The organism is Novosphingobium decolorationis (assembly GCF_018417475.1).
Lineage (GTDB): Bacteria > Pseudomonadota > Alphaproteobacteria > Sphingomonadales > Sphingomonadaceae > Novosphingobium > Novosphingobium decolorationis.
Genome location: NZ_CP054856.1, coordinates 1,289,907 through 1,312,434 on the forward strand (window position 1 = coordinate 1,289,907; position 22,528 = coordinate 1,312,434).

The following is a 22,528-nucleotide window of genomic DNA, read 5'->3' on the forward strand; positions in this document are numbered from 1 at the left end:
CCAATTCGATGCCCCCAAGGCATCGGACTGACCCAGTTCACTGTGCAAGGGCCGGACCCAAGATAGCTTGCCGCCATGCAACATTTCCGTTAAGGGCGCGCGGATTTTGCAGGCAATCGTGCCCCGCAATGCGCCCCTCTTATTTTGAAGGCCTCCGCATGTCCGCCCCGCTTCCCTTGCGCAATATTGCAATCATTGCGCACGTCGACCACGGCAAGACCACCCTCGTCGACCAGCTCTTCCGCCAGTCCGGTACGTTCCGTGACAACCAGCGCGTCGAGGAGCGCGCCATGGACTCGAACGACCTCGAAAAGGAACGCGGGATCACGATTCTCGCCAAGCCGACCTCGATCGAGTGGGAAGGCCTGCGCATCAACATCGTCGACACCCCGGGCCACGCCGACTTCGGCGCCGAGGTGGAGCGCATCCTCTCGATGGTCGACGGCGTTGTCCTGCTCGTCGACAGCTCGGAAGGCGCGATGCCGCAGACCAAGTTCGTGACCGGCAAGGCGCTGGGCCTGGGCCTCAAGCCCATCGTCGTCGTCAACAAGATCGACCGTCCCGACGGCCGCGCCGAGGAAGTTCTCGACGAAGTCTTCGATCTCTTCGTCAGCCTTGATGCCAACGACGAGCAGCTCGACTTCCCCGTACTCTACGCCTCGGGCCGCAACGGCTACGCAAGCGAAGACATCGAAGCGCGCGAAGGCACGCTGGAGCCGCTGTTCAAGCTGATCCGCGACCACGTTCCCGCACCGAACCTCGACGTCGACGCGCCCTTCTCGTTCCTCGCAACGCTGCTCGACCGCGACAACTTCATGGGCCGTGTCCTCACCGGCCGCGTCCAGTCGGGCGTGGTCAAGATGAACGACCCGATCCGCGCCATGGACCGCCAGGGCAACGTCATCGAAACGGGCCGTGCGTCCAAGCTGATGACCTTCCGCGGCCTTGATCGCGTTCCCGTCGAGGAAGCCCGCGCGGGCGACATCATCGCGCTCGCCGGCCTTGAAAAGGCGACCGTCGCGCACACCATCGCCGATCCCTCGGTGAGCGAACCGATCCAGTCGCAGCCGATCGACCCGCCGACGCTCGCCATGCGCTTTGCGGTCAACGACAGCCCGCTCGCGGGCCGCGAAGGTGACAAGGTCACCAGCCGCCTGATCCGTGACCGCCTGATGCGCGAAGCGGAAACCAACGTCGCCATCCGCGTCACCGAGAGCGAGGACAAGGACAGCTTCGAGGTTGCCGGCCGCGGCGAACTGCAGCTGGGCGTCGTCATCGAAACCATGCGCCGCGAAGGCTTCGAGCTGGGCATCTCGCGTCCGCGCGTGCTCTTCAAGGAAGACGAGAACGGCGCGCGCACCGAGCCGTACGAAACCGTCGTGATCGACGTGGACGACGAGCACTCGGGCACGGTCGTCGAGAAGATGCAGCGCCGCAAGGCCGAGCTGACCGACATGCGTCCCTCGGGCATGGGCAAGACCCGCATCACCTTCTCGGCCCCCTCGCGCGGCCTCATCGGCTACCACGGCGAGTTCCTTTCGGACACGCGCGGTACCGGCATCATGAACCGCCTTTTCGAGAAGTACGGTCCCTACAAGGGCCAGATCGAAGGCCGCCTCAACGGCGTTCTGATCTCGAACGGCAGCGGCGAAGCCAACGCCTACGCGCTCAACAACCTGGAAGACCGCGGCATCCTGTTCGTGGCTCCGCAGGAAAAGCTCTACGAGGGCATGGTGATCGGCGAGAACGCCAAGCCGGACGACCTCGAAGTGAACCCGATGAAGGCCAAGCAGCTGAGCAACGTGCGTTCGTCGGGCAAGGACGACGCCATCCGCCTCACCCCGCCCAAGGTCATGACGCTCGAGCAGGCCATTGCCTACATCGACGACGATGAAATGGTCGAAGTGACCCCGCAGTCGATCCGTCTGCGCAAGGTCTACCTCGACCCCAACGAGCGCAAGCGCATGAGCCGCAAGAAAGCCGACGCGTAAAGCCAGCCCTTGCGAGCCTACCGGCGCTTCTGGCGCCGGACAGCTTTGAAAGCCCCCGCCCGCACCTGCTGCGCGGCGGGGGCTTTTCGTTGAGGTGCCCTGATTCGCCACTCCCGACCCTCCCCCCTGCCACGCGGTGAAGGAGCACACACACGCTCTGGATTCCGGCGAGCCGCCCCGCCCACATGGCGCAGCCATTTCCAAACCATTGCCAGCCTGTAAATTCCGGCAGAGTGCCCTTGCACTGCCATGGGAATGACTTGCATTAGCAGGATCATGCTCTCGCCCCACCTTCCGCCGAACCAGCTCCTGGTGCTGGCCTACCTGCTCAAGACCCGCAGCGTCAGCACGACCGCGCTCATGCTGGGGATGAGCCAGCCCAGTGTCAGCCGGGCCCTGGCCCGCCTGCGCGAGGTGCTCAAGGATCCGCTGCTGGTGCGCTCGGGCAACCAGATGGCCCGAACCTGGCGCGGCGAGGAACTTGTCGACCGCCTGACCGACTGGGTTGCCGCCACGACCAGCCTTCTCGACGAGGCCGACTTTGATCCGGCCCGGCTCGAACGGCGCTTCCGCATCGCGACCACCGACTTCGGGGTGCAATCGGCCTGCCTGCCCGCCATGGCGCACCTGCGTGCCTCGGCGCCCTCGCTCGCGCTTGACCTGCAGCCGCTCGGCCATGCCTCGCACCGCCAGCTCGCGCATGGCGAGATCGACCTTGCCATCTCAGGCCTCGATCACGATCCCGAACAGGTCCACCGCGAACTCCTGTTCACTGATCACTTCGTCTGCGTGACCCGCAAGGACCACCCTCTCGCGCGCCATGGTGAGGGGCCGGTGCCCCTGGGCGACTTCCTTGCCCACCCGCACCTCGGCCTCACCGTCAGCGATGCGGAGCTTGATCGTGTCTCGACCGCACTTGGCGAAGCGGTGCGCCACCGCAAGGTCATGCTGAGCGTGCCCTACTTTGCCCTAGCACCGGACCTCCTGCTGGCCGGAGACCTCGTCACGGTCGTCCCTTCACGCCTTGTGCATGCCTGCCCCCGCCGCGACGAACTCGCCATTCTCGGCGCCCCGGAGGGCCTTGGCCCCTTCCCCTACTGGCTCTTGTGGCATGAGCGCAGCCGCAACGATCCGGCCTCGATCTGGCTACGCGAACAGCTGCTCACCGCGAACGCGGAGGCGCCCCCCCGAGACTGAGCCACGACCAGGGACACAGAAAACGTCGACAGAAGGAAAAGCGCTTCAAGGGGTCATCACCCCTCGACCCCAAACTGGGCCACCTCACCCCTCTGAACCAAGGTGGCGCACGAGAGGTGAGGACCTCGGTATGGGCAGCCCGAGGGCGATGGCCCTCGGACCACCACTTTTGATTGTCAGCGTCTTCGGCACGGCAGGAAACCATTCTCCCACCTCGAACCTAGGTACCTTGAGGATCACCTCATCGCCCCGCACCACCGTCGCCCTCAGCCCCCTTGCGCTATCCACACCTGAATAGGACCTATTCGCATTTGATCGTTGCGAGTGCGTCGCAGTAGTGCAAGAGCGCAACACGCGAACAATTCGCAATATCAGATATGGTGATACCGAACGTGAAGAAGCCGATCAGTGCCCTGCGCCTCAGCGCTGCGATGTGTGGGATTGCAACGAGCCTTGTCGCAAGTCCGGCACTGGCCGAGGATGCGGCCGACATCAGCGATCCGGGCCAGATCGTCGTCACCGCCTCGACCCGCGCGCAGGAGGTGAAGGACGCCCCGGCCTCGATCAGTGTCATCACGCGCGACGACATCGATCGCCTTCCCTACCGCGAGGTCACCGACGCGCTGCTCGAAGTGCCCGGCGTCACGGTAACCACGGGCGAAGGCAATAGCCGCGACATCTCGATCCGCGGCATGTCGCCGCAGTACACGCTGATCCTCGTCGATGGGAAGCGCCTGAGCGCGCGCGAATCGCGCACCAACGGCGGCTCGATCTCCGAAGGTGGCCTCCTGCCCCCGCTGGAATCGATCGAGCGCATCGAAGTCGTGCGCGGGCCCATGTCCTCGCTTTATGGCTCGGACGCGATGGGCGGCGTCGTCAACGTCATTACCCGCGCCATCGCGGACACCTGGTCGGGCAGCCTGCGCGCCAACGGCACGATGCAGCTCTCCGACACGTTCGGCAACTTCGGCGATGCCAACTTCTACCTCTCGGGCCCTGTCACCAAGGGCGTTGGGCTCCAGGTCCAGGGTTCGCTCAACCGCCGCTCGGAAGACAGCGTGATTGGCGGCACCCCGGAGCGCCGCGACGAGAGTCTTGCCGGCAAGATCGGCTTCGAGGCCGGCCCCGACCACCGCTTCCTTGTCGAGGGAGGCTATTACAGCCAGCAGACCCTTTCCACGGTGGGCAAGTCGGTCGAGGCCAACCGCGGCACCGAGGACCCGGATGGCACGATCTACGCCATGACCCAGCGCCGCTACGTCGGTTCGCTCAGCCACCACGGCGACTGGGGCTTTGCCAGCGACGACACCTACGTCCAGTACGAGGACGCCAAGCACGTCGAGGGCCAGAAGCGCATCCGCAACACCGTCGCGCAGTCGATCTGGGCGATCCCGCTGCCGTCCAACAACCTGACGCTGGGCGGGTTCTACCGCAATGAGGACATGACCGACCTCACCAGCAATGGCCTCTCCGGTTCCAGCCGCACCGGCGCCTCGCGCACCAACTGGGCGCTCTTTGCCGAGAATGAGCTGGAAATCTCGGACAGCCTCCACCTCACCGGCGGCCTGCGCCTCGACGATGACCAGCAGTACGGCACCCACTGGACCCCGCGCCTCTACGCGGTGTGGAACGCCACGCCCGAGATCACCTTCAAGGGGGGCTACTCGCAGGGCTTCCGCGCGCCGAACCTGCGCCAGACCCTCGTCGACTGGGGCCAGAACAGCCGCGGCGGAACAATCTACGGCAACCCCGACCTGCAAGCCGAGACCTCGCGCACCTTCGAGGCCGTCGCCATGTTCGACAGCGGCCCGCTCGAAGCCAGTGTCACGGCCTACGACACCAAGTTCCACGACCGCATCACGCGCATCACCTGCTCACAGGCCTCCGCCTGGTGTATCGATGAGCCTCTGAGCTCGATCGGCCGTCCTCCGACGACCTACGTCAACATCGATGAGGCCCGTGTGCGCGGCATCGAGGTCACGCTGAACCTGCGCCTGACGCCGACACTGCGCCTGACCACCAGCGGCACCCTCACCGATTCCGAGCAGCTCACCGGCGACAACGCGGGCCGCGCGCTCAACGACACGCCCAAACAGCAGGCCTCCGCCTCGCTCAACTGGCGCCCGGACGAGCGCCTGAGCGCCTACGCCCGCGCCATCTACCGCGGCAAGGAAGCGGTCACCGAAGCGCAGATCAGCGGCACGAACGTCTTTGCGGCCTCCTACACCACGGTCGATATCGGCGGCACCTACCGCATTTCGCCTGAGTTCAGCCTGCACGGCGGTATCCAGAACCTCTTCGACAAGCGCCTCGACTATGACACCTCGGGTTACGTCATCGATCCGGCCCGCCTGTGGCTGGGCGTAACCGCGCGATTCTGAGCAAGGAGAGCCGGGAAAGGGCAAAGCCCGACAAAGCGTCGCCCCACCTCGGCTACCTCACTCTTTCCACCAAGGCGGCTTGCCTGAGGTAAGTCCGGCAATTCGGGCAACCCGAGGGCGATGGCTCTGGGATCCTCCGTCTGGCTTTGCACGCGCCTGCCTTCGCCCAGGCTCAACCTGGTGTGGCGGCTCCCAGGTCCCACGATTGGCGCAAGACATGTCCGTAGTGGTCCAATACGGCCTCCGCCCAGCCTTCCGGGCCGTGGCACAGGTCGCGGTAGTGGGCCCGTCCAGCTTCGGAGAACTGCCGTACAAGCGCATCGTCCGCATGCAGTTTCGCGATGCCTGCGGCGAACTGCGTAATATCCGCCGTATCGAGCGCGAGCCCGAACCCGGCCTCCGCGATCTCCGGTCCCACCAGCGCCCGCGCACTGGCGATGACGGGCAGGCCCGAGCCGATCGCCTCAAGCGCGACGAGACCGAACGGCTCGGACCACCGGCTGGGCATGACCGCCACGCGCGCCTCGGCCATGGCCTGTGCCACGCCGTCGCGATCGAGCCGCCCGAGGAAGCGGGCGCCGGGATGAAGCGCCCGCAAGGCGCCCTCATCGGCACCTTCGCCCACGAACGTGATCGGCACGCCCGCCTCCTTCGCAGCCAGAGCCGCAAGATCCGCGCCCTTCTCACGCGAAATCCGTCCGAGGAAGAGAACTCCGCAGTTGGCCTCGGCGCGCACGCGCGCCTGGCAGGGCGGGGTCACCGGATTGCGAACGGCATGAAGCCTGTCTTCGGGCCATCCCCCCTGTTGGAACAGCCGCGCCTGACCGGGATGGATCAGCAGCATACGGGCTGCGTTCGATACTCCATCCTGCCAGTGTCTGCGCAGCGCCTCACGCCCGACACGCCAGAACTTCTGCGCCTGGGAATTCTTGTCGCAGCGCCGCATGAGACACGCCCGTGACAGGGGCTTCAACTCGCAGTCTCGCTCCTCCCGGTAATCGAAGAAGCCTCCATTGGGGCACGCATTGAAATAGTCGTGCGCGTGCAGGACAAGACGCCGCGCTACCGGCTTCAGGGCTGCAAAAACGGAGGGCGAGAGGACTTTGGACCAGCCGTGCAGATGATAGATCGTGCCGGGCGTGTCGTACATCGCGATCCATTCCCGCACGCTGCGCAGCGTAACCGGATTGTGAAGCCCCAGCGCCAACGCACCGGGCCGGGAACGCGCCAGCAAGTCCTTTCCGCCTAACGGTACGAAGGCGACATCCTCACGCGTGAAGTGGGTGCCCGTATCCCCGGCGATGAAGGTGACCGGAATGCCCCGCGCCCGCAATTGCCCAATCAGCACCTGGACCAGGTGGGATGCCCCACCCAGCACTTCGCTGAAATCGTGCAGAACGACCACTCGCTCGGGCCTCACTCCCACGCCGCGTCCTCCTCCCGGAAAGAAATCCTGCGCCGACTTCAGGCAGGTGTCCAGCCTGTGCATCTCAGAAGTAGCGCGCACCGATGCGCACCGTGTCTCCCGGCATGACCGCCGCCGCGCTGGTCAGCGCGTAGGCCGTTTCCTCCCCTTCCAGCGCGTGCCGGATGTAGACCACCTTTTCGTTGGCACGGTAGGTAAAGCCGCCCGCCTTCGCGACCAGGGCATGAACGGACATGCGCTGCGCGTAGCCATATTCACCGGGCCGGGCCACCTCGCCCAGGATGAAGACCGGGCGGTATTCGGTCATCGTGAGATTGACCCTGGCATCGCGGACGTATCCCCCTGCGAGCAGGGCCTCCAGTTCGGCGCGCGCCTGTGCCACGGTCTTGCCCGTAACCGGAAAGTCCCCTGCCATGGGCAGCGTGATCGCGCCCGCATCGTTCACCACGTAGTCCCCGCTGAGGGTTTCCTCGCGGAAGACTTCAAGGTGCAGCTGATCGCCCGGGGACAGGCGGTATTCCACCACACCCACGCTCGGAAGTTCCCGGCTGACCTGCGCACCACATCCTGAAAGCGCCAGAAGGCTCAGCGCCATCCCCAAACGAAACTGCATGATCCGTCCCCTTCCTCTCATGTCATCGCCGGCGCAGACATTGGCCCGCGCGCGCGTAGCTTTTCCACCGCGGACAGGATGCCCGCATCGAACACCTCGGGTGCGAAGCGCTGTGCGTTCGCAACGGCTGCGGCCGGATCGAACTCCCCCTCCCACCGCTCGAACCGGCTGATGGCCTCGCACAGCGCCTCGACGCTCTGCTCGGGGAAGAACAGCCCGGTCTTTCCGTTCACGATCGAATCCGTGACCCCGCCTTGCCCAAAGGCGATCACCGGCCTGCCGCTGGCATTGGCTTCCACCGGAACGATCCCGAAGTCCTCTTCCGGTGTGAAGACCAGCGCGCGGCAGGTCGCGTAGGCTTCTTTCAGTTCCGAAAAGCTGAGGCGCCTGCGCACCTCCACATTGGGACCGGCGCGCCGCTCGATCTCGCGCACCATTTCCCCATCACCCACCATGAGCGCGGGCACGCCCATGCGGTTGAAGGCCTCCAGCGCGACATCGGCGCGCTTGTAGGGGGTCATCTGGCTGACCCAGAGGTAGCGGTTGCCGACCTGCGAGGATGGCGCGAATTCCGATACGCTGACCGGGGGATGCACAACCTCGGCCTCGCGCCCCCAGACCTTGCCGACGCGGCGGGCGATGAAGCGGCTGTTGGCGAGGATCGTGTCGACGCGCTGCGCGGAACTGACATCCCATTGGCGCAGGCGGTGGAACATCGCGGGCATGAGCGCCCGACTGAGCCGCCCCGCGGCCGACTTGTAGTCCTGGTAGTGATCCCAAAGGTACCGCATCGGCGAATGGCAGTAGCAAAGATGCAGCGCGTCATTGCGCGTGATGACGCCCTTGGCCGGGCCGGATTCGCTACTGATGACAAGATCGTAGGCACGCAGATCCAGTTCCTCGAGCGCCATCGGCATGAGCGGCAGGTACTTCTGGTAGTGCTTGCGCGCGCCCGGCAGCCGCCCGACGAAGCTTTCCTGCACGCGCGCCCCGCGCAAGGCCCCGGACATGCGCGCCGGATCGTAGACGTGGGTGAAGATATCGGCCTGCGGGAAGAGACGCAGGAGCCGCTCCAGCACGCGTTCGCCGCCCCGCATGCCCACCAGCCAGTAGTGGACGAGAGCCACGCGCCCCGAAAAAGCGGGCTGCGCGCCGCTCACCGGTAATACCCCGCATACTGCGTATAGAAACTGGCCGCATCGTCCCCTCCGAAGCGCACCTGCTTTTCCATATCGACCTTGTTGAGGACAACGCCCAGGTTCTTGCGCGCCCGCGCGGGCAGCAGCCGCATTGCGGCCCTGACAACCCGGTCGGTGGTCTTGCGCCACCCCACCACCAGCAAGGTCGCATCGGCACAGGCGATGATATCCCGCGTCTCGGCGATCGGCAGAACCGGCGGGCAGTCGAGCAGGACCACGTCATAGTCCTCGCGCAGCCGCGCGACCATCCGGGCAAAGCGCCCCCGCTCGGTCAATCGCTCCCCCTTTGCGAAGGCACGGGTGATCGGAACGATCCGCATTTCCGATTGCGGTTCTTCGTAGCACGGGATCGGACTGTCTTCTGCGGCCAGCGCCTCCATCAGACCCGGCTGTCCATTATCGAAAGCGAACATGCGGCTCAGCTGCATGCGGATCACGTCACAATCGACCACGACCACCTTCTCTCCCGCCGTCGCCAACGAGCGCCCCAGGCACGCCGAAAGCGTGGTCTTGCCTTCGCCCGGCACGGATGAGGCGAGAGCAATGACACGGCCCGCCCCCCCGGTCAGATAGCGCACCGAGACGATCACGTTGCGCAAGGCCTCGGAGAAAGCGCCATCCGGGAAGTCCCGCACGGTCTCCAGCGGCGAGGCGCTGTGCGGCTGGACGGTTGCAAAGGCCGGGATCGCGCCGAGGCCTGGCACGCCCAGGCGCTTCTCGACATCCTCCATGGTGGTGAAACCGCGGTAGGAAATCTCCGAGACGATCGCCAGCAGTGCACCCGCGAAGATGCCCGCCACCGCGCCCAGCGCCAGGTTGAGCGCGAGGTTGGGCGACACGGGCAGTCCAGGCACGTTGGCCGCCGAGATGAGGCGCGCGGCCGGGCGTTCGGTACCACTGCCCGCAACCACCTTGTTGAGCTGTTCCAGATAGCTGCGATAGAGCGACTGGGCCGCATCGGCCTCCTTCTCGAGACCGGCCAGGGCCACCAGCGCGGTGTTGTCCGCCCCAAGCTGCGCACGCGTGCCATTGCGGCTCGCGAGCAGCGACGAAAGGCGCTGCGCGGAAGCGCGAGCCTGCGTGGACAGGGCCTGCAGCGAGCGATTGACTTCGGCTGCGATCTGCGTGTCGAGATCCGAGATCTGGCGACGCACCGTGACCAGTTCGGGGTTTTCATCGAAGTAGCGCTGCGAAAGGTCGCGTTCACGCGTCACCAGCTGCGCACGCTGGGCGCGCAGCGACGCGACCACCGGGGAGGACGCGGCAGAGCCGACGTTGCCCGCTCCGCCGACGGCCATCTGCGAACGCGCGCTCTGCAGGGCAGCTGCGTCGCGCGCGGCTTCAGCGCGGGCGCTGGCCACCTGCTGGTTGTAGGTGGAAATTTCCTGCTCCGTCAGCCCGGTTGCCGAAGACGAGATCAGGCCATTGGCCACGCGATAGGCCTGCACCTTCGCAAAGGCGGCATTCGCCGTTTCGCTCAGTTCCGCGACCTTCTCGCGCAGGGTTTTCGCCGCTTCGGCGCTTCCGCGTGCCCGTTCCTGCAGATCATCGAGCGTGTAGAGCCGTGCATAGGTATTGACGACCTGTGCCGTGCGCGCGGCGTCCACGTCGGAAAATTCGATACGCAGGTTGAAGGAATTGCCCACCCGGACGACATGGATGCGCTTGATCAGATAGGTAACCGCCCGCTCCCGCAGGGTCCCCGCGTCGATCTCCTGGCTCCCGCCTTGCCTGTCCGACAGCCCTACGGAGCCAAGAAGATTGTCCAGCATCGAGCGCGGCTCCAGCACATCGGCTCGGAAGGTCGGGTCCTCCTCCAATCCCGTCGCCTCGAGGACCTGGCCGGCCATATCGCGCGAGCGGATCAGCTGAATTTGTGTTTCCACGTCCTCGGCCCGGGTCGGCCCTTCCCGAGCCTCCCCTTCGTCTTCGGGTGCAATCTGGGTATCGCCGGTAATCATCACGACGTCCGCGCTCGCCGAGTAGATGCGGGACTGCGCCGAGGTAAAGACAAGAGCCAGCAAGACGCACAGGGCCAGGGTGAGGACCACGACCTCCCGGCGCCGCATGAGCATGGCGAAAAGAAAGCGCACCGAGATGGCGTCCTCGCCATCCTCCTCACGGTAGGTCCCGGTATCCCGGGCGAGAAGCTGCGGCGGTCGGCCTTGCGGCTCGTAGAGGGCGGGCAGGTTCAAGCGACAGGCTCCCTGGCTGGTGTGTTCCGTGCGGTCATGGGGTGATGGTCAGGCCCAGGCCCGCCCCGAATGCGGTGAAAGCGTTGACAAGCGGCGCACCGGACACATGCTGGTCGCGCCAGTAGACCTGCCCGGCGAGCGCGACGTGCCGGTTGAGGCGATACTGAATCTGGACATCGGTGCGCAGACGCCACGCCCGCGTGGTGACGTCGCGGTAGTTGTCCCGAGCGACTTCCCCTGCGAGCGACAAGCGAAGGCGCCGCGTTGGATCGTAGAACACGGTTGCGGTGAACGTATCCGCCAGGATACCGGCCACATCCCGGTTGCCGCTGTTCCGAAACCGACGCTCCCCGCGCACTTGCAAGGTCAGCAAGGGGGTCGCGTACCACTCCCCCTCAAGGGCGAAGCCAACTCCCTGGAAATCGCGAAAATCGGGGTTGTCGTAGTCGCGCACCTGGTAGCCTGCGGAGGCCTCCACCGAAACCAGCGGCGCGATTTCGCCCTTGATCCCTGCGGTGATCGCCCCGCCACGCGAATCGCGGGCCTGGTCGGGCGCAGCGCGGAACGAATGGCGCGTATCCCCCCGCGCCTCGACAAACGCGGAGAGAAATCCCGAAAGGTCGTAAGCAATCCGCAGATCGGCCGACAATGCCCGCGTATCGCGGAAGGACTGGTCGCGGGTATTCCCGTCCCTCAGATCCAGATCGTTGTAAGACACACGGCGAACCCCTGCCCCACCGGACACCCGCAAGCGGCCAAGGTCGAACTGCAGGGCCGCTTCCCCGCCAAGGCGGTGGTAGCTCACCGGCTCACGCGCATTGATCGCGGCCCCCGAAGAACTGCGCGGTTCGATCTGCCGGGCAGCTTCGAGTGTCACGGCGAACTGCATATCGGGGCCCAGCGCAAACTGGGCGTTGCCACGTGCGCCGTACGCGTCGCTGTTTTCCGTCCCGGTCCGTGCAAAGCGGCGCAAGCGACCGGACAGCACGACATTCACGCGATGCCGGGGATCGTCGAGCGCGACATCGAGGCGAGGAGCCACGACCAACGCCGCGTCGCGGCGCGCGTCGGGTTCATTGAAGACATTGCCATCGTATCCCCCAATGGCCGAGATCCTGGGCTCAAGCTGGAACGAACCCACATGCAGGGGCGTCGCCTCGAACCCGGGCTCGATACGGTTGCCGGCAACCCCGGGCCGGTCCAGCGACGGCGTGCCATCAAGCGCCCATCCCGCCCCCAGGCTCTGCGCTTGCAGACCGGCAGGCATCGCGACGCCCCCCATCGCAAGGCTCGCGCCTCCGATCCACCAGCCCCAGCGCCCCGAGATGGCGGCGCCAACCACTGCCGATGCACCGGGGCGGCGTGTTCCCTCGATCCGTTCGCTACTGGCGGGACATGCCGTCATGGCCATCGACCTTTCGGTTTCAACCTAAGAAGAATGTCCTTGAGGTATCGCACCTACTCGCGCAGCGCCCGCCGGAGTTGATCCGAAAGCGGCCTAATAATGTAGTGCAGGATCGTACGCTCTTCGGTCTGCACAAATACTTCGACGGGCATACCCACCGAAATACGGGCCTTTTCGAGCTTATCGAACTCTGCATCCGAAATGGTGATAGTGACCGGATAGTATGTGCCCCCCGTCACTCGATCCAGGGAACTGTCGGCGGCGATATGCGTCACCTTGCCCTCCAGTTCGGGGGTCGTGCGCATATTGAGCGCCGAGAAGCGAACATGGGCCACGCCGCCCGACACGACCTGATCGATATCCATGGGCCGCACCTGCGCGCGCACAACCAGACGATCGGCTTCCGGGACGATCTCCATGAGGGGTTCGCCCGCCGGGACCACACTTCCCAGGGTTCGTACGGCGAGCTTGTCGACAAGCCCATCCTGCGGGGCGCGGATCACCGTTCGCTCGGCGCGGTCGCGGGCCTCGGCCGTTTCACGTCGGTGCTGCGCGATAGCCGCCTCGACCTGGGCCAACTCCAGCGCCGCCTCGCTGCGCGCGCGGCTGGAAAGACCTGCCATCTGCACCCGCAATTCGCCGACCCGCGCGCGGGCCTGCACCAGACCAGCGCCTGCGCCTTCACGCTCGGAACGCACGCCGACCGCCGAGCGCTCCAGCGCGTTGAGGCGGTCGAGCGTGGTCAGCCGATCCGCGTAGAGCGCGCGCATCTGGTCCAGTTCCTGCCGGATCAATTGCTCCTGCTCCCCCAGCGCGCCCAACTGGCTGCGATAGCTGTCGGCATCCGCGCGTGTCTGGACCACCCGCGCGCGCAACTGCCCCAACTGGTCCGCGCGGGCACGTCGCTCCAACTGGAAGCTGAGCTGTTCATCCTCCATCGCCCGCGCCACCCCCGGTTCGCTTGCACGTGCCCTCAGTTCCTCGGGAAAATCGATGCTCCGTGCGCCCGCCTGGATCGCCCGCAAACGCGCCGCACGCGCGACCAACTGATCGAGCTCCAATCCCGCATACGTGGCGAAAGCCCCCGTCACACTGTCATCCAGCCGAACCAGAGGCTGCCCCTTGCGCACCGCATCGCCATCCTCGACCAGGATTGCGGCGGCCACTCCCCCATAGGGATGCGAAATCTCTTTCACGTGGGTTTCCACGGTCACCGTGCCGGGCGCGATGACCGCGCCCGCCATGGGGAGCAAGGCCACGAGCCCAAGTCCGCCCACCACCAGCGCGCCGACCGTCCCCAATCCGAGGCGGGAGAGGCGCGCCAGGCGGCGCTCCCCTCTAGCCTCGGGCGCACGCGCGAGAGGTTCGTTGCCGTGCAGCGCAACCGGATCAAGCATGGAAGAATGGACGTTCACTGATCGAGTTCCTCTTCCATGCGCACCGTGCGCAGCGCCTGCGCAGCCTCGCCGTCCGGGGCATTGGCTCCTGCGGTCCTGCCGGTCGTCGCCCCTTTCGGAGCCTCCTTGCCCGGGCGCATGCGTGCCTCGAACTCCGCCCGCGTTTCAAAGCGTTCGACACGTCCGCCGTTCATCACCATGATGTGGCTCACCTGCGAAACGATGGCGGGACGGTGCGCGATGACGATCGCAATACCGCCGCGCGCGCGCAGCGCCGCGATGGCATGGGCCAGCGCGGCCTCACCTTCGTGGTCGAGATTGCTGTTGGGCTCGTCCATGACCACGAGGAACGGATCGCCGTAGAGCGCGCGGGCCAGCGCGATGCGCTGTTGCTGCCCGGCCGAGAGACCTCCTCCGCCCGGGCCGATCCGTCCGTCATAGCCCCCTTCCAGGCGCACGATCAGTTCGTGGCAGTCCGCCGCACGGGCCGCGGCCAGAATCTTATCCCGGTCCGCATCGGGACGAAACCGCGCGATATTCTGGGCAATCGTGCCCTCGAACAGCTCGATCTTCTGGGGTACGTAGCCCATGAACTGTGCGATCTGCGGCGCCGACCATTGATCCAACGTCGCCCCGTCGAGCCGCACCGCACCGCGCAGCGGGCTCCAGACCCCGCACAGCACACGCGCCAGCGTGGTCTTTCCCGAGCCGCTGCGTCCGACCACGGCCAGCGCATCCCCGGCCTTGAGAGAGAAGCGTACCTCGGCAAGTGTTACCCGCTTGAGCCCCGGAGGTCCCGCGGTCAGCCCCTGTACACGCAAAGCCTCGCGCGGGGGCTCAAGCCCCAACGGTTCGGCGTGCGCGGGGACAGCTTCCATCAGCTCGCGCATGCGCCCCAGCGCCTGGCCACAGGCCACCATCGATTTCCAATGGGCAATCACCTGCTCCACCGGAGCCAGTGCCCGCGAGGACAGGATCGAGCTGGCGATGATGATCCCCCCCGTCGCCTGCCCCTCGATCACCAGATAGGCGCCGAGTGCCAGGGTGGCGGACTGGAGGAACATGCGGAACGCCTTGGTCGCCCCCGACAGCGTGCTGGCCCGCGCGGAGAAGGCTTCGTTCGCGCGCAGGTACGCCGCCTCGGCCTCGGTCCACTCCTCCCGGCGAGATGGCGCCATTCCCAGAGCCTTCAGCGTCTCGGCGTTGCGCAAGGTGGCCTCGGCCAGCGACGCGCGCCGCGCGCCCGCCTTCATCGTCTCGAGCGCTAGCGGGCCAGTGGAGCGGTTGTTGGCCACCATCAGCGTGACCAGCACGCCCACCCCCACCAGCGCAAGCAGGCCCAGGCTCCAGTGGAATACGCTGAGGACCCCCAGATAGACGAGGATCCAAGGCAGATCGACAAGCGCGAGGGGGCCCGGCCCCGACAGGAACCCGCGCACGGTATCGGCATCGCGAACCACCTGGGTCCCGTTGGGCAGGCTGCCACGGGAAAGCTCGAAGCGGGCGAGAATGTCGAGCACGCGCCCGCTGGTCTCCTCCAGGAAGCGCGATCCGACATGAACCATGATCCGCCCGCGCACGACATCGAGCACGGCCTGGAACACGTAGGCGAGCAGCACGAGCGCCAGCAGGCTGAACAGCGAGGGAAGCGAGCGACTGGGCAGGACATCGTCGTAGACCAGCAGCATGAAGAACGAGCCCGAAAGCAGCAGGACGTTGTAGACACTGCTGATGACCAGCACGACCGGAGCCACGCGGCCAAGTCCCCTGAGGGCGTCACGCAGGTCCTGCGAAAGGCGTCCGAACGGATTCAGCATGGCCTACCTCCGCCCAAGTATTCCGCACGCACGTGGCGTTTTCCGCCCCCAACAGGGCCGCCCAAATCCAGTCGATTCATAGTTGCGTCCTGTCTGGAACTATCTCGCGCTGCATTAGAACAGCCCGCAACGTACACCGACACCGCGAACACCTCTGTTCCGGATTGAATAGGGGCTCGCTCGAATTCCCAGCCGTCCGACAAAGGGGATCTGCCTTGCTCCTTCGCTTGCCCTTGCGCCGCGTACCCGCCCTTGCGCTGCCATGCCTGCTGGCCGTCTCGCTCCCGCTGACCGCGCCCCAGAGCCGTGCCGAAACGCTCGCCGAAGCGCTTGCCTCGGCCTACGCGGGCAATCCGCAATTGCAGGGGAACCGCGATCTTGTCGCGGCCAGCGATGAACTCGTGGTGCAGGCACGCGCGGCCTATGGCCCCAGCCTCAGCCTTTCCGCGCAGCACACCTTCACGGCAGCGCGCACCCGTGGCACCGCACTGCCCGCCGAGGACCAGGGATTTGCATCCAGTGTGGAGCTATCGCTGAACCAACCGCTCTTCACATCCGGGCGCCTGGCCGCAGGAATAGACGCGGCCGAAGCGACCCGCCTGTCCGCACGTGAGGCGCTGCGCGGGCAGACCCAGCAACTCCTGCTCGACGTCGTATCCGCCTATGTCGGCGTGCGCCGTGACACCCAACTCTATGCCATTGCGGTCGAAAACTACGAACTGCTGCGTGGCCAGAACGATGTCATCGCCGCGCGCTACGCCCTGCGCGACTCCACCCGGCCCGATCTGGAGCAGACCGCCAACCGACTCGAACTTGCTGCCGGACGCGTCATCGAAGCGCGCGCAACGGTGGAAGCAAGTGCGGCGCGTTACCGCCATCTTGTCGGACACTATCCGCAGGACCTGGCGCCCCCTCCGCCGCTGCCCGCCCTCTCCACGCTGGAAACGCTTTACGTGACCGCAGAGAGGTACAACCCGAACCTGGCCGCCGCCACGCTGACAGCCGAAGCCTCGCGGGCGCAGGTGCGCGCCGCTAGGGCCCAGATGCGCCCCCAGGTCAGCGCCTTCTCCGCCCTCTCGCGCTCCCCCCTCTCCCCCTACCAGAACACCGTGCGGGAAGAGGCGGTGAGCGCGGGCGTACGACTGACGCTCCAGCTCTATTCCGGCGGACTGCAATCGTCTGCGCTGCGCCAGGCGATCACGGCGAACCTGGCCGACCAGCAATTCGTGGAGGAAGCCCGCCGAACCATGCGCGAGACACTCGCCGCCAACTGGAGCCGCCTTCAGGCCGCCGAGGCTTCGCTTCCACGCTACCGCGCGGCCGTGCAGGCGGGCGAACGCGCCGTGGACGGCGTCTCGCGCCAGGAGACCGCGGGCATCCGCACCTTGCGCGATGTGCTTCAGGTCACCAACGATCTGCTCAACGCGCGCACGGCCGCGGCCCAGACCGAAGCGGAAATCTACCTGCGCCAGGCCGCGCTATTGCGCGACACCGGGATCCTCTCGATCACCACACTGACCGACCACGCGCCTTACGATCCGGACACACGCGTCCCCGGCATCGCGCGTTACGCGGGCCATCCGGTGCGCATCGTGATGGAGCCGATTGACCGCCTCCTCCAGCCCCGGGCCGGACGCGAAGCGCCCATCGTACGCGAGGACGCCTCCTACTTCGAGTGGAGCGAGACCTTGCCCGACCCGCTCTCACCGCCTGTGCTGCACGATGACGAGGCCATCCCCTGAACCGCGCATGCGAAAACGGCCGACAAGGACAATCCTTGCCGGCCGTTTTCGTGTTCAGAACGCGGGAGCCTCAATGAAAAGGCTCACACGATCTTGTGCAAGTGGTGCGCTCAGGCGCCCTGGACCTGCGCGGTGTCGATCTTGAGGCCGGGGCCCATCGACGAGGACAGCGCGATCTTCTGGACGTACTTGCCCTTGGCGCCCGAGGGCTTCGCCTTGACGATCGCATCGACGAACGCGGCGAAGTTCTTCTGGATGTCTTCATCCGAGAACGACATCTTGCCGATGCCGGCGTGGATGATGCCCTGCTTCTCGACGCGGAACTCGATCTGGCCGCCCTTGGCGTCCTTCACGGCCTGCGTCACGTTCGGGGTGACGGTGCCCAGCTTCGGGTTCGGCATGAGGCCCTTGGGGCCCAGCAGCTTACCGAGACGGCCGACGACGCCCATCATGTCCGGGGTGGCAATGACGCGGTCGTAGTCGAGGTTGCCGGCCTGCATGTCTTCCATGAGGTCTTCCGCACCAACCTTGTCGGCGCCAGCGGCGAGAGCTTCGTCCGCCTTGTCGCCCTTGGCGAACACGGCGACCTTGACGGTCTTGCCGGTGCCGGCCGGGAGCGAAACCATGCCACGAACCATCTGGTCGGCGTGACGCGGATCGACGCCCAGGTTCATCGCGACTTCGATGGTCTCGTCGAACTTGGTGGTCTTGAGGTCACGCAGGGTCTGGAGCGCTTCGCCAACGGCGTAGAGCTTCATGTTGTCGCCCAGCTTTTCGGTCAGCGACTTCTGCTTCTTGGTAATCTTGGCCATCAGATCAGCCCTCCGTCACTTCGAGACCCATCGCGCGGGCCGAGCCTTCGATGATGCGGGTTGCCGCGTCGAGATCGTTGGCGTTGAGATCCTTCATCTTGACTTCGGCGATCTCGGTCAGCTTCGAACGCGCGATCTTTCCGGCCGAAACCTTGCCGGGCTCCTTCGAGCCGGACTTGAGGTTGGCAGCCTTCTTGATGAGGAAGGTGGCGGGCGGCGTCTTGGTGACGAACGTGAAGCTGCGGTCGGCGTACACGGTGATGATGGTCGGGATCGGCATGCCCTTTTCCATCTCCTGCGTGGCGGCATTGAACGCCTTGCAGAATTCCATGATGTTCACGCCGCGCTGACCCAGCGCCGGACCGATCGGCGGCGAGGGGTTTGCTGCGCCCGCGGGCACCTGCAGCTTGATGTAACCTTCAATTTTCTTGGCCACGATGGCCTCCTTTCACACTGTCGGGCCCCACACCGGGAGCCCTCATGTTTAGCGGTGTGACGAGGGAGGAGGCATCTGCGCCTGCAGGGACCTTCGCCCTCTCCCGCCGGGAATCGCACCGGCAAAAAGCCGGTCCGAAGGGCGCGCCGTTACACCACAACGCACCAAATGAAAAGGGGCGCCGTGCAGCGCCCCCTCCCTGCTTTCCCCACCGCGCAGTGCGGCATGGGAAATGCGCAAGTTACTTGCTGAGCTCGACGTGCTCGAAGTCGAGTTCGACCGGCGTCGCGCGGCCAAAGATCGAGACCGAGACCTTGACGCGGCTCTTGTCGAAATCGAGTTCCTCGACGATGCCGTTGAAGCTCGCGAAGGGGCCTTCCAGCACCTTGACCGAATCGCCGATCTCGTAATCGACGCTGACCTGCTTGCGCGGCTCGGCAGCGGCGGCTTCGGCCGCGCCGAAGTAGCGCGAGGCCTCGGTTTCACTGATCGCCTGCGGCTTGCCGTTGACGCCCAGGAAGCCGGACACCTTGGGGGTGTTCTTGACGAGGTGGTAGACATCGTCGTTCAGGCCCAGCTTGGCGAGCACGTAGCCCGGCATGGTCTTGCGCTCGACCTGGACCTTCTTGCCGCGCTTGACCTCGGTCACCGTCTCGGACGGGACCTGGATGTCCTCGACAAGCTGCGAGAGGCCCATGCGTTCGGCCTCGGCGATGATGGCTTCCTTCACCTTGTTCTCGAAGCCGGAATAGGCGTGGATGATGTACCAGCGGGCCATGATTCTCTCTTTTGGGTCTACAGGTTCTAAGCGATCACAGGAGCGACAGCAGCGAGCTGACGACCCAGCCGAAAAGCGCGTCCACGCCCAGGAAGAACGTCGCAAGCAGCACCGTCATGATGCCAACGAAAATCGCGGTCGTCACCGTTTCCTGGCGCGAGGGCCAGTGGATCTTGCGCGTTTCTGCCTGAACCTGGCGCATGAATTCGCCGGGATTGATCTTGGCCATGTCCGTAACGCTCTCGTGTCTCTTGCCTGGTTTGCGCGAACGCAAATGAAGATAGGTTCCGTGTCTTCCGGCTAGGGCTCATCGCCGTCCCGGCCAAGGCCGGGAGGGGCGGTAAAGGATCCTCATGTCGGAAGAGATGTTGACTTAGCTTCCGTTCGCCGGATTTGCAAGGTCCACGGCATCGGGCAGGCGCGCCAGGAACGAATTCTCGGTCTCGTAGACGATATGCGCGCCATCGGGCAGCGCGACGGGCTGCGAATTTCCGATATACCACAGGTAGTCGGCATGGTTGGCCGGACGGAACTTCCTCAGGTCGATGCGCTGGTAGGACGAATAGAGGATGCGGTGCGAAGGATCGGCGAAGTTGTAGCCCTCCTCGCGCATGGAGAGCATGTGCACGTCGGGCAGCGCGAAGTTCGAATTCTCCATCGCGCTGCGCCGCACGACGGCATAGCTGCCGAAATGCTCGAAGGGACCAAAGAACCACTGGCTGCGCGGGATAGCCACGGCCGTGGCGACCCTGGCCCCCTCGGGCACGTAGTCGAGCGCCTTGATCAGGCTGCGCGCGGTCTGCGCATCGCGGTACCAGACCACCGACGTCAGCCCGGTGCGCGCGACGAAGAGCAGCGAGCAGGCCGCCAGGAGCCAGACCGGTGCCTTCGCGCGGAAGTCGACCGCCATCAGGAGGATCATGAGCGCCGCGGTGCTCAGGCGATAATCGGCATAATCGCCGCCGAAGATCTGGCGCGGCACGGCCATGGTGAGGCCGAACATGATAAGCGCCGCCCACCCCAGGCGTCCGTCGATCCGCTTCACCACCAGGGCCGCCAAGGCCACCAGCAGGACCGCGACGAGGGTCGCTATGTCGAAGACATAATCGTAGCTGCGCAGCGCCTTGTAGAGGATGCCCCACTTGTATTCGAGCACGCCCCAGCGCCCGTAGGACACCTTGGAGTTGGCCCCCATTCCCGCCAGCATCGGCAGGAGCGGAAAGATCAGCGGCCAGGGCGCAAGGAACGGGCGCCAGTCCCGCCAGCTCGCGCGCCGGGTCCATTCGTAGCCGAAGACCATCACGCCCAGGATCCCCCAGCCCGACACGTGGCTGAGCCAGACCACGAAGCCCAGCGGGATCATCACCACCCGCCGCCAGACCGAGCCTTCCATCTTCACCCAGAGGGCGAAGGTGAACAGCGCCAGGGCCAACGAAAGCGAATAGTTGAGAAAGCCCATCAGCAGCGAGGGCGACCAGATCGTCACCATGGCCAGGATCGGACCGATGCCGACTCGGCGCCGCAGCACCCAGGACACCGCGACAATGCCCAGCCCCGTCAGCGCAGGGATGGCCGCGACAAGGATGCGCCCGGCCAGTTCCACCCCGAAGAGCGGCGCCAGCGGCACCATCAGCAATTCCACACCCAGGTTGCCGGTCCACTCCCAGTGGAACAGGAAATACCAGGTCAGGAAGGGATTGCCCCCATGCTCGAGCATGATCTTGTACCCCGCCAGGTGCGAGGGGTAGTCGGTCATCTGCGGTGCCCAGGCGACGAGAGCGGGCATCGCGGCAAAGAGAGCCAGCGCGATCCCGATCCAGAAGACGAGGTCATAGCGGGCGCGGGGCGCGCCTTCCTGCACGGATACAGGTGCATCCCCCGCGTCGGACGCGGGCATCACCGGCTCCGGCTCGGGCGAAACGTCCATCTGCGACTTGTCCGTCATATGCGAATGCTGGCCTCACTCCACGCTGCGTTGGCAGGACACTGCCCCACCCTCGCCCCGAATTTTGCGGTCGGGTTCCCATAATTCAGCGCGCGCGATTGGCAAGGGCGCGCACGCGGCGCAGCCCCGTACTGCCCCCGGGCGGGGTGACGTTTTCGACGATGTGAGGAAAATGGCAGGAGTGGCAGGATTCGAACCCGCGGCCCTCGGTTTTGGAGACCGATGCTCTACCAACTGAGCTACACTCCTGCGGGTGACGGGCCCTCTAGAGCGTGCAGAGACAGATGACAAGGACCTAATTGGCCTTGCCGCAAATTCTTCCTCCGAAAGTACCCGTAGAGGGCTGAAAAAGGTATTTGCCCCCAGCGCCGATTTGCTAGTCTGGGCGGCGTGCACGCACCCAAGTCAGATGACATCATCGAGCCCGAGATCCTGATGCTGGCCTATCGCAGCGGGATCTTTCCGATGGCCGACAGCCGCGAGGACCCCGAGGTCTTCTGGATCGAGCCTCGCATGCGCGCGATCCTGCCGCTCGAAGGCCTCCACGTCTCGCACTCGCTCGCCCGCACGTTGAAGCGGGGCCGCTTCGAAGTCACCTGCAATGCCGCCTTCTCGCAGGTCATGGACGCCTGCGCCGCGCCGCGTGCCGTACGCCCGTCCGAGCTTGAGGAGGATGGCGACGAGACCGGCGAAAGCTGGATCAGCCACCGCATCCAGCGCAGTTACGAGATGCTGCATACTCTGGGCCTCGCCCATTCGGTCGAGTGCTGGCAGCGCGACGCACAAACAGGCGAGCGCGTCTTGGTCGGCGGGCTCTACGGGGTCGGCTTCGATCGGGTCTTCTGCGGGGAGAGCATGTTCTCGCGCACGCGCGATTCGTCCAAAGTCGCCCTGTGCTGGCTCGTCGCGGCGCTGCGCCGGGGCGGAGCACAGTTGCTCGACTGCCAGTTCATCACCTCGCACCTCGCCTCGCTCGGCGCGGTGGAGATTCCGCAAGCGCGGTACCTGACCTTGTTGAATGACGCTCAGGACGAGCCGGAAACGCCGGATCAGTCCGCGGCGTTATCACTTCCGGATGCGTTTGCTGCGCTGCTGGACGATGCAGGCGAAGCGGAACCGTCCTCTTCACCCAGGAAATTCATCGCGCAGTTCTTGACCCAGACGTCATAGACCGGGTGCTCGACAACGTTGAGC

At 65.6% G+C, this 22,528-nt stretch carries 17 protein-coding genes and 1 tRNA gene; 5 read left to right on the forward strand and 13 right to left on the reverse strand.

Annotated features, from left to right (window positions below; all coding sequences use genetic code 11):
* Positions 1 to 158: 158 nt before the first annotated feature.
* The 3 genes from typA (at position 159) to HT578_RS05855 (ending at position 5,569) form a co-directional block, all read left to right on the forward strand.
* Positions 159 to 1,991 carry a translational GTPase TypA gene (gene typA / locus HT578_RS05845; protein ID WP_213502659.1) on the forward strand — a complete coding sequence of 611 codons (1,833 nt, stop codon included), beginning with the start codon at positions 159 to 161 and terminating at the stop codon, positions 1,989 to 1,991.
* Between the two features lie 276 nt (positions 1,992 to 2,267).
* Positions 2,268 to 3,188, forward strand: coding sequence for a LysR family transcriptional regulator (locus tag HT578_RS05850; RefSeq protein WP_213502661.1), 921 nt, complete (start codon positions 2,268 to 2,270; stop codon positions 3,186 to 3,188).
* A 392-nt stretch (positions 3,189 to 3,580) separates the two neighbouring features.
* Positions 3,581 to 5,569, forward strand: a complete 1,989-nt coding sequence (locus tag HT578_RS05855; RefSeq protein ID WP_239026506.1) for a TonB-dependent receptor domain-containing protein — start codon at positions 3,581 to 3,583, stop codon at positions 5,567 to 5,569.
* A gap of 172 nt (positions 5,570 to 5,741) precedes the next feature.
* On the opposite strand, the gene HT578_RS05860 is transcribed toward HT578_RS05855, so the two are convergent.
* The 7 genes from HT578_RS05860 to HT578_RS05890 all read right to left on the reverse strand — a co-directional run bounded on the left by HT578_RS05860 (position 5,742) and on the right by HT578_RS05890 (position 15,621).
* Complete coding sequence (locus HT578_RS05860; protein WP_239026507.1) at positions 5,742 to 6,995, reverse strand: glycosyltransferase family 4 protein; 1,254 nt, start codon at positions 6,993 to 6,995, stop codon at positions 5,742 to 5,744.
* 64 nt (positions 6,996 to 7,059) lie between these two features.
* On the reverse strand, positions 7,060 to 7,608 hold the full coding sequence (locus tag HT578_RS05865; RefSeq protein WP_239026508.1) for a polysaccharide biosynthesis/export family protein: 549 nt from the start codon (positions 7,606 to 7,608) through the stop codon (positions 7,060 to 7,062).
* Positions 7,609 to 7,625: 17 nt separating this feature from the next.
* Positions 7,626 to 8,705 (reverse strand): glycosyltransferase, encoded by a 1,080-nt coding sequence (locus tag HT578_RS05870; protein ID WP_213504098.1) that lies wholly within the window; start codon positions 8,703 to 8,705, stop codon positions 7,626 to 7,628.
* A gap of 59 nt (positions 8,706 to 8,764) precedes the next feature.
* Entirely contained in the window at positions 8,765 to 11,002 is a 2,238-nt protein-coding gene (locus tag HT578_RS05875) for a GumC family protein (RefSeq protein WP_213502663.1), read from the reverse strand.
* Between the two features lie 34 nt (positions 11,003 to 11,036).
* Positions 11,037 to 12,407, reverse strand: a complete 1,371-nt coding sequence (locus tag HT578_RS05880; RefSeq protein WP_213502665.1) for an outer membrane beta-barrel protein — start codon at positions 12,405 to 12,407, stop codon at positions 11,037 to 11,039.
* Between the two features lie 53 nt (positions 12,408 to 12,460).
* Positions 12,461 to 13,822, reverse strand: coding sequence for an HlyD family type I secretion periplasmic adaptor subunit (locus HT578_RS05885; RefSeq protein ID WP_239026509.1), 1,362 nt, complete (start codon positions 13,820 to 13,822; stop codon positions 12,461 to 12,463).
* On the reverse strand, positions 13,819 to 15,621 hold the full coding sequence (locus HT578_RS05890; RefSeq protein ID WP_213502667.1) for a type I secretion system permease/ATPase: 1,803 nt from the start codon (positions 15,619 to 15,621) through the stop codon (positions 13,819 to 13,821). The genes HT578_RS05885 and HT578_RS05890 overlap by 4 nt, the downstream gene beginning before the upstream one ends.
* A gap of 215 nt (positions 15,622 to 15,836) precedes the next feature.
* On the opposite strand from HT578_RS05890, the gene HT578_RS05895 reads away from it, so the two are divergent.
* The gene (locus HT578_RS05895) at positions 15,837 to 17,363 is read left to right on the forward strand and encodes a TolC family outer membrane protein (protein WP_213502669.1); all 1,527 of its coding nucleotides are present in this window, start codon (positions 15,837 to 15,839) and stop codon (positions 17,361 to 17,363) included.
* A gap of 110 nt (positions 17,364 to 17,473) precedes the next feature.
* Here HT578_RS05895 and rplA read toward each other — a convergent pair whose 3' ends face one another.
* The 6 genes from rplA to HT578_RS05925 all read right to left on the reverse strand — a co-directional run bounded on the left by rplA (position 17,474) and on the right by HT578_RS05925 (position 21,583).
* Entirely contained in the window at positions 17,474 to 18,175 is a 702-nt protein-coding gene (gene rplA, locus HT578_RS05900; RefSeq protein WP_148625302.1) for a 50S ribosomal protein L1, read from the reverse strand.
* A 4-nt stretch (positions 18,176 to 18,179) separates the two neighbouring features.
* Positions 18,180 to 18,611, reverse strand: coding sequence for a 50S ribosomal protein L11 (gene rplK, locus HT578_RS05905; protein ID WP_039392579.1), 432 nt, complete (start codon positions 18,609 to 18,611; stop codon positions 18,180 to 18,182).
* A 241-nt stretch (positions 18,612 to 18,852) separates the two neighbouring features.
* Complete coding sequence (gene nusG, locus HT578_RS05910; RefSeq protein ID WP_039392578.1) at positions 18,853 to 19,389, reverse strand: transcription termination/antitermination protein NusG; 537 nt, start codon at positions 19,387 to 19,389, stop codon at positions 18,853 to 18,855.
* Positions 19,390 to 19,423: 34 nt separating this feature from the next.
* Positions 19,424 to 19,618 carry a preprotein translocase subunit SecE gene (gene secE, locus HT578_RS05915; RefSeq protein WP_039392576.1) on the reverse strand — a complete coding sequence of 65 codons (195 nt, stop codon included), beginning with the start codon at positions 19,616 to 19,618 and terminating at the stop codon, positions 19,424 to 19,426.
* Between the two features lie 144 nt (positions 19,619 to 19,762).
* Positions 19,763 to 21,334 carry a hypothetical protein gene (locus HT578_RS05920; RefSeq protein ID WP_239026510.1) on the reverse strand — a complete coding sequence of 524 codons (1,572 nt, stop codon included), beginning with the start codon at positions 21,332 to 21,334 and terminating at the stop codon, positions 19,763 to 19,765.
* Positions 21,335 to 21,507: 173 nt separating this feature from the next.
* Positions 21,508 to 21,583: transfer RNA gene (locus tag HT578_RS05925), tRNA-Trp, on the reverse strand.
* A gap of 186 nt (positions 21,584 to 21,769) precedes the next feature.
* Between HT578_RS05925 and aat the strand changes: the two genes are divergently transcribed.
* Positions 21,770 to 22,504 carry a leucyl/phenylalanyl-tRNA--protein transferase gene (gene aat / locus HT578_RS05930; RefSeq protein WP_213502677.1) on the forward strand — a complete coding sequence of 245 codons (735 nt, stop codon included), beginning with the start codon at positions 21,770 to 21,772 and terminating at the stop codon, positions 22,502 to 22,504.
* The last annotated feature ends 24 nt before the right edge of the window (positions 22,505 to 22,528 follow it).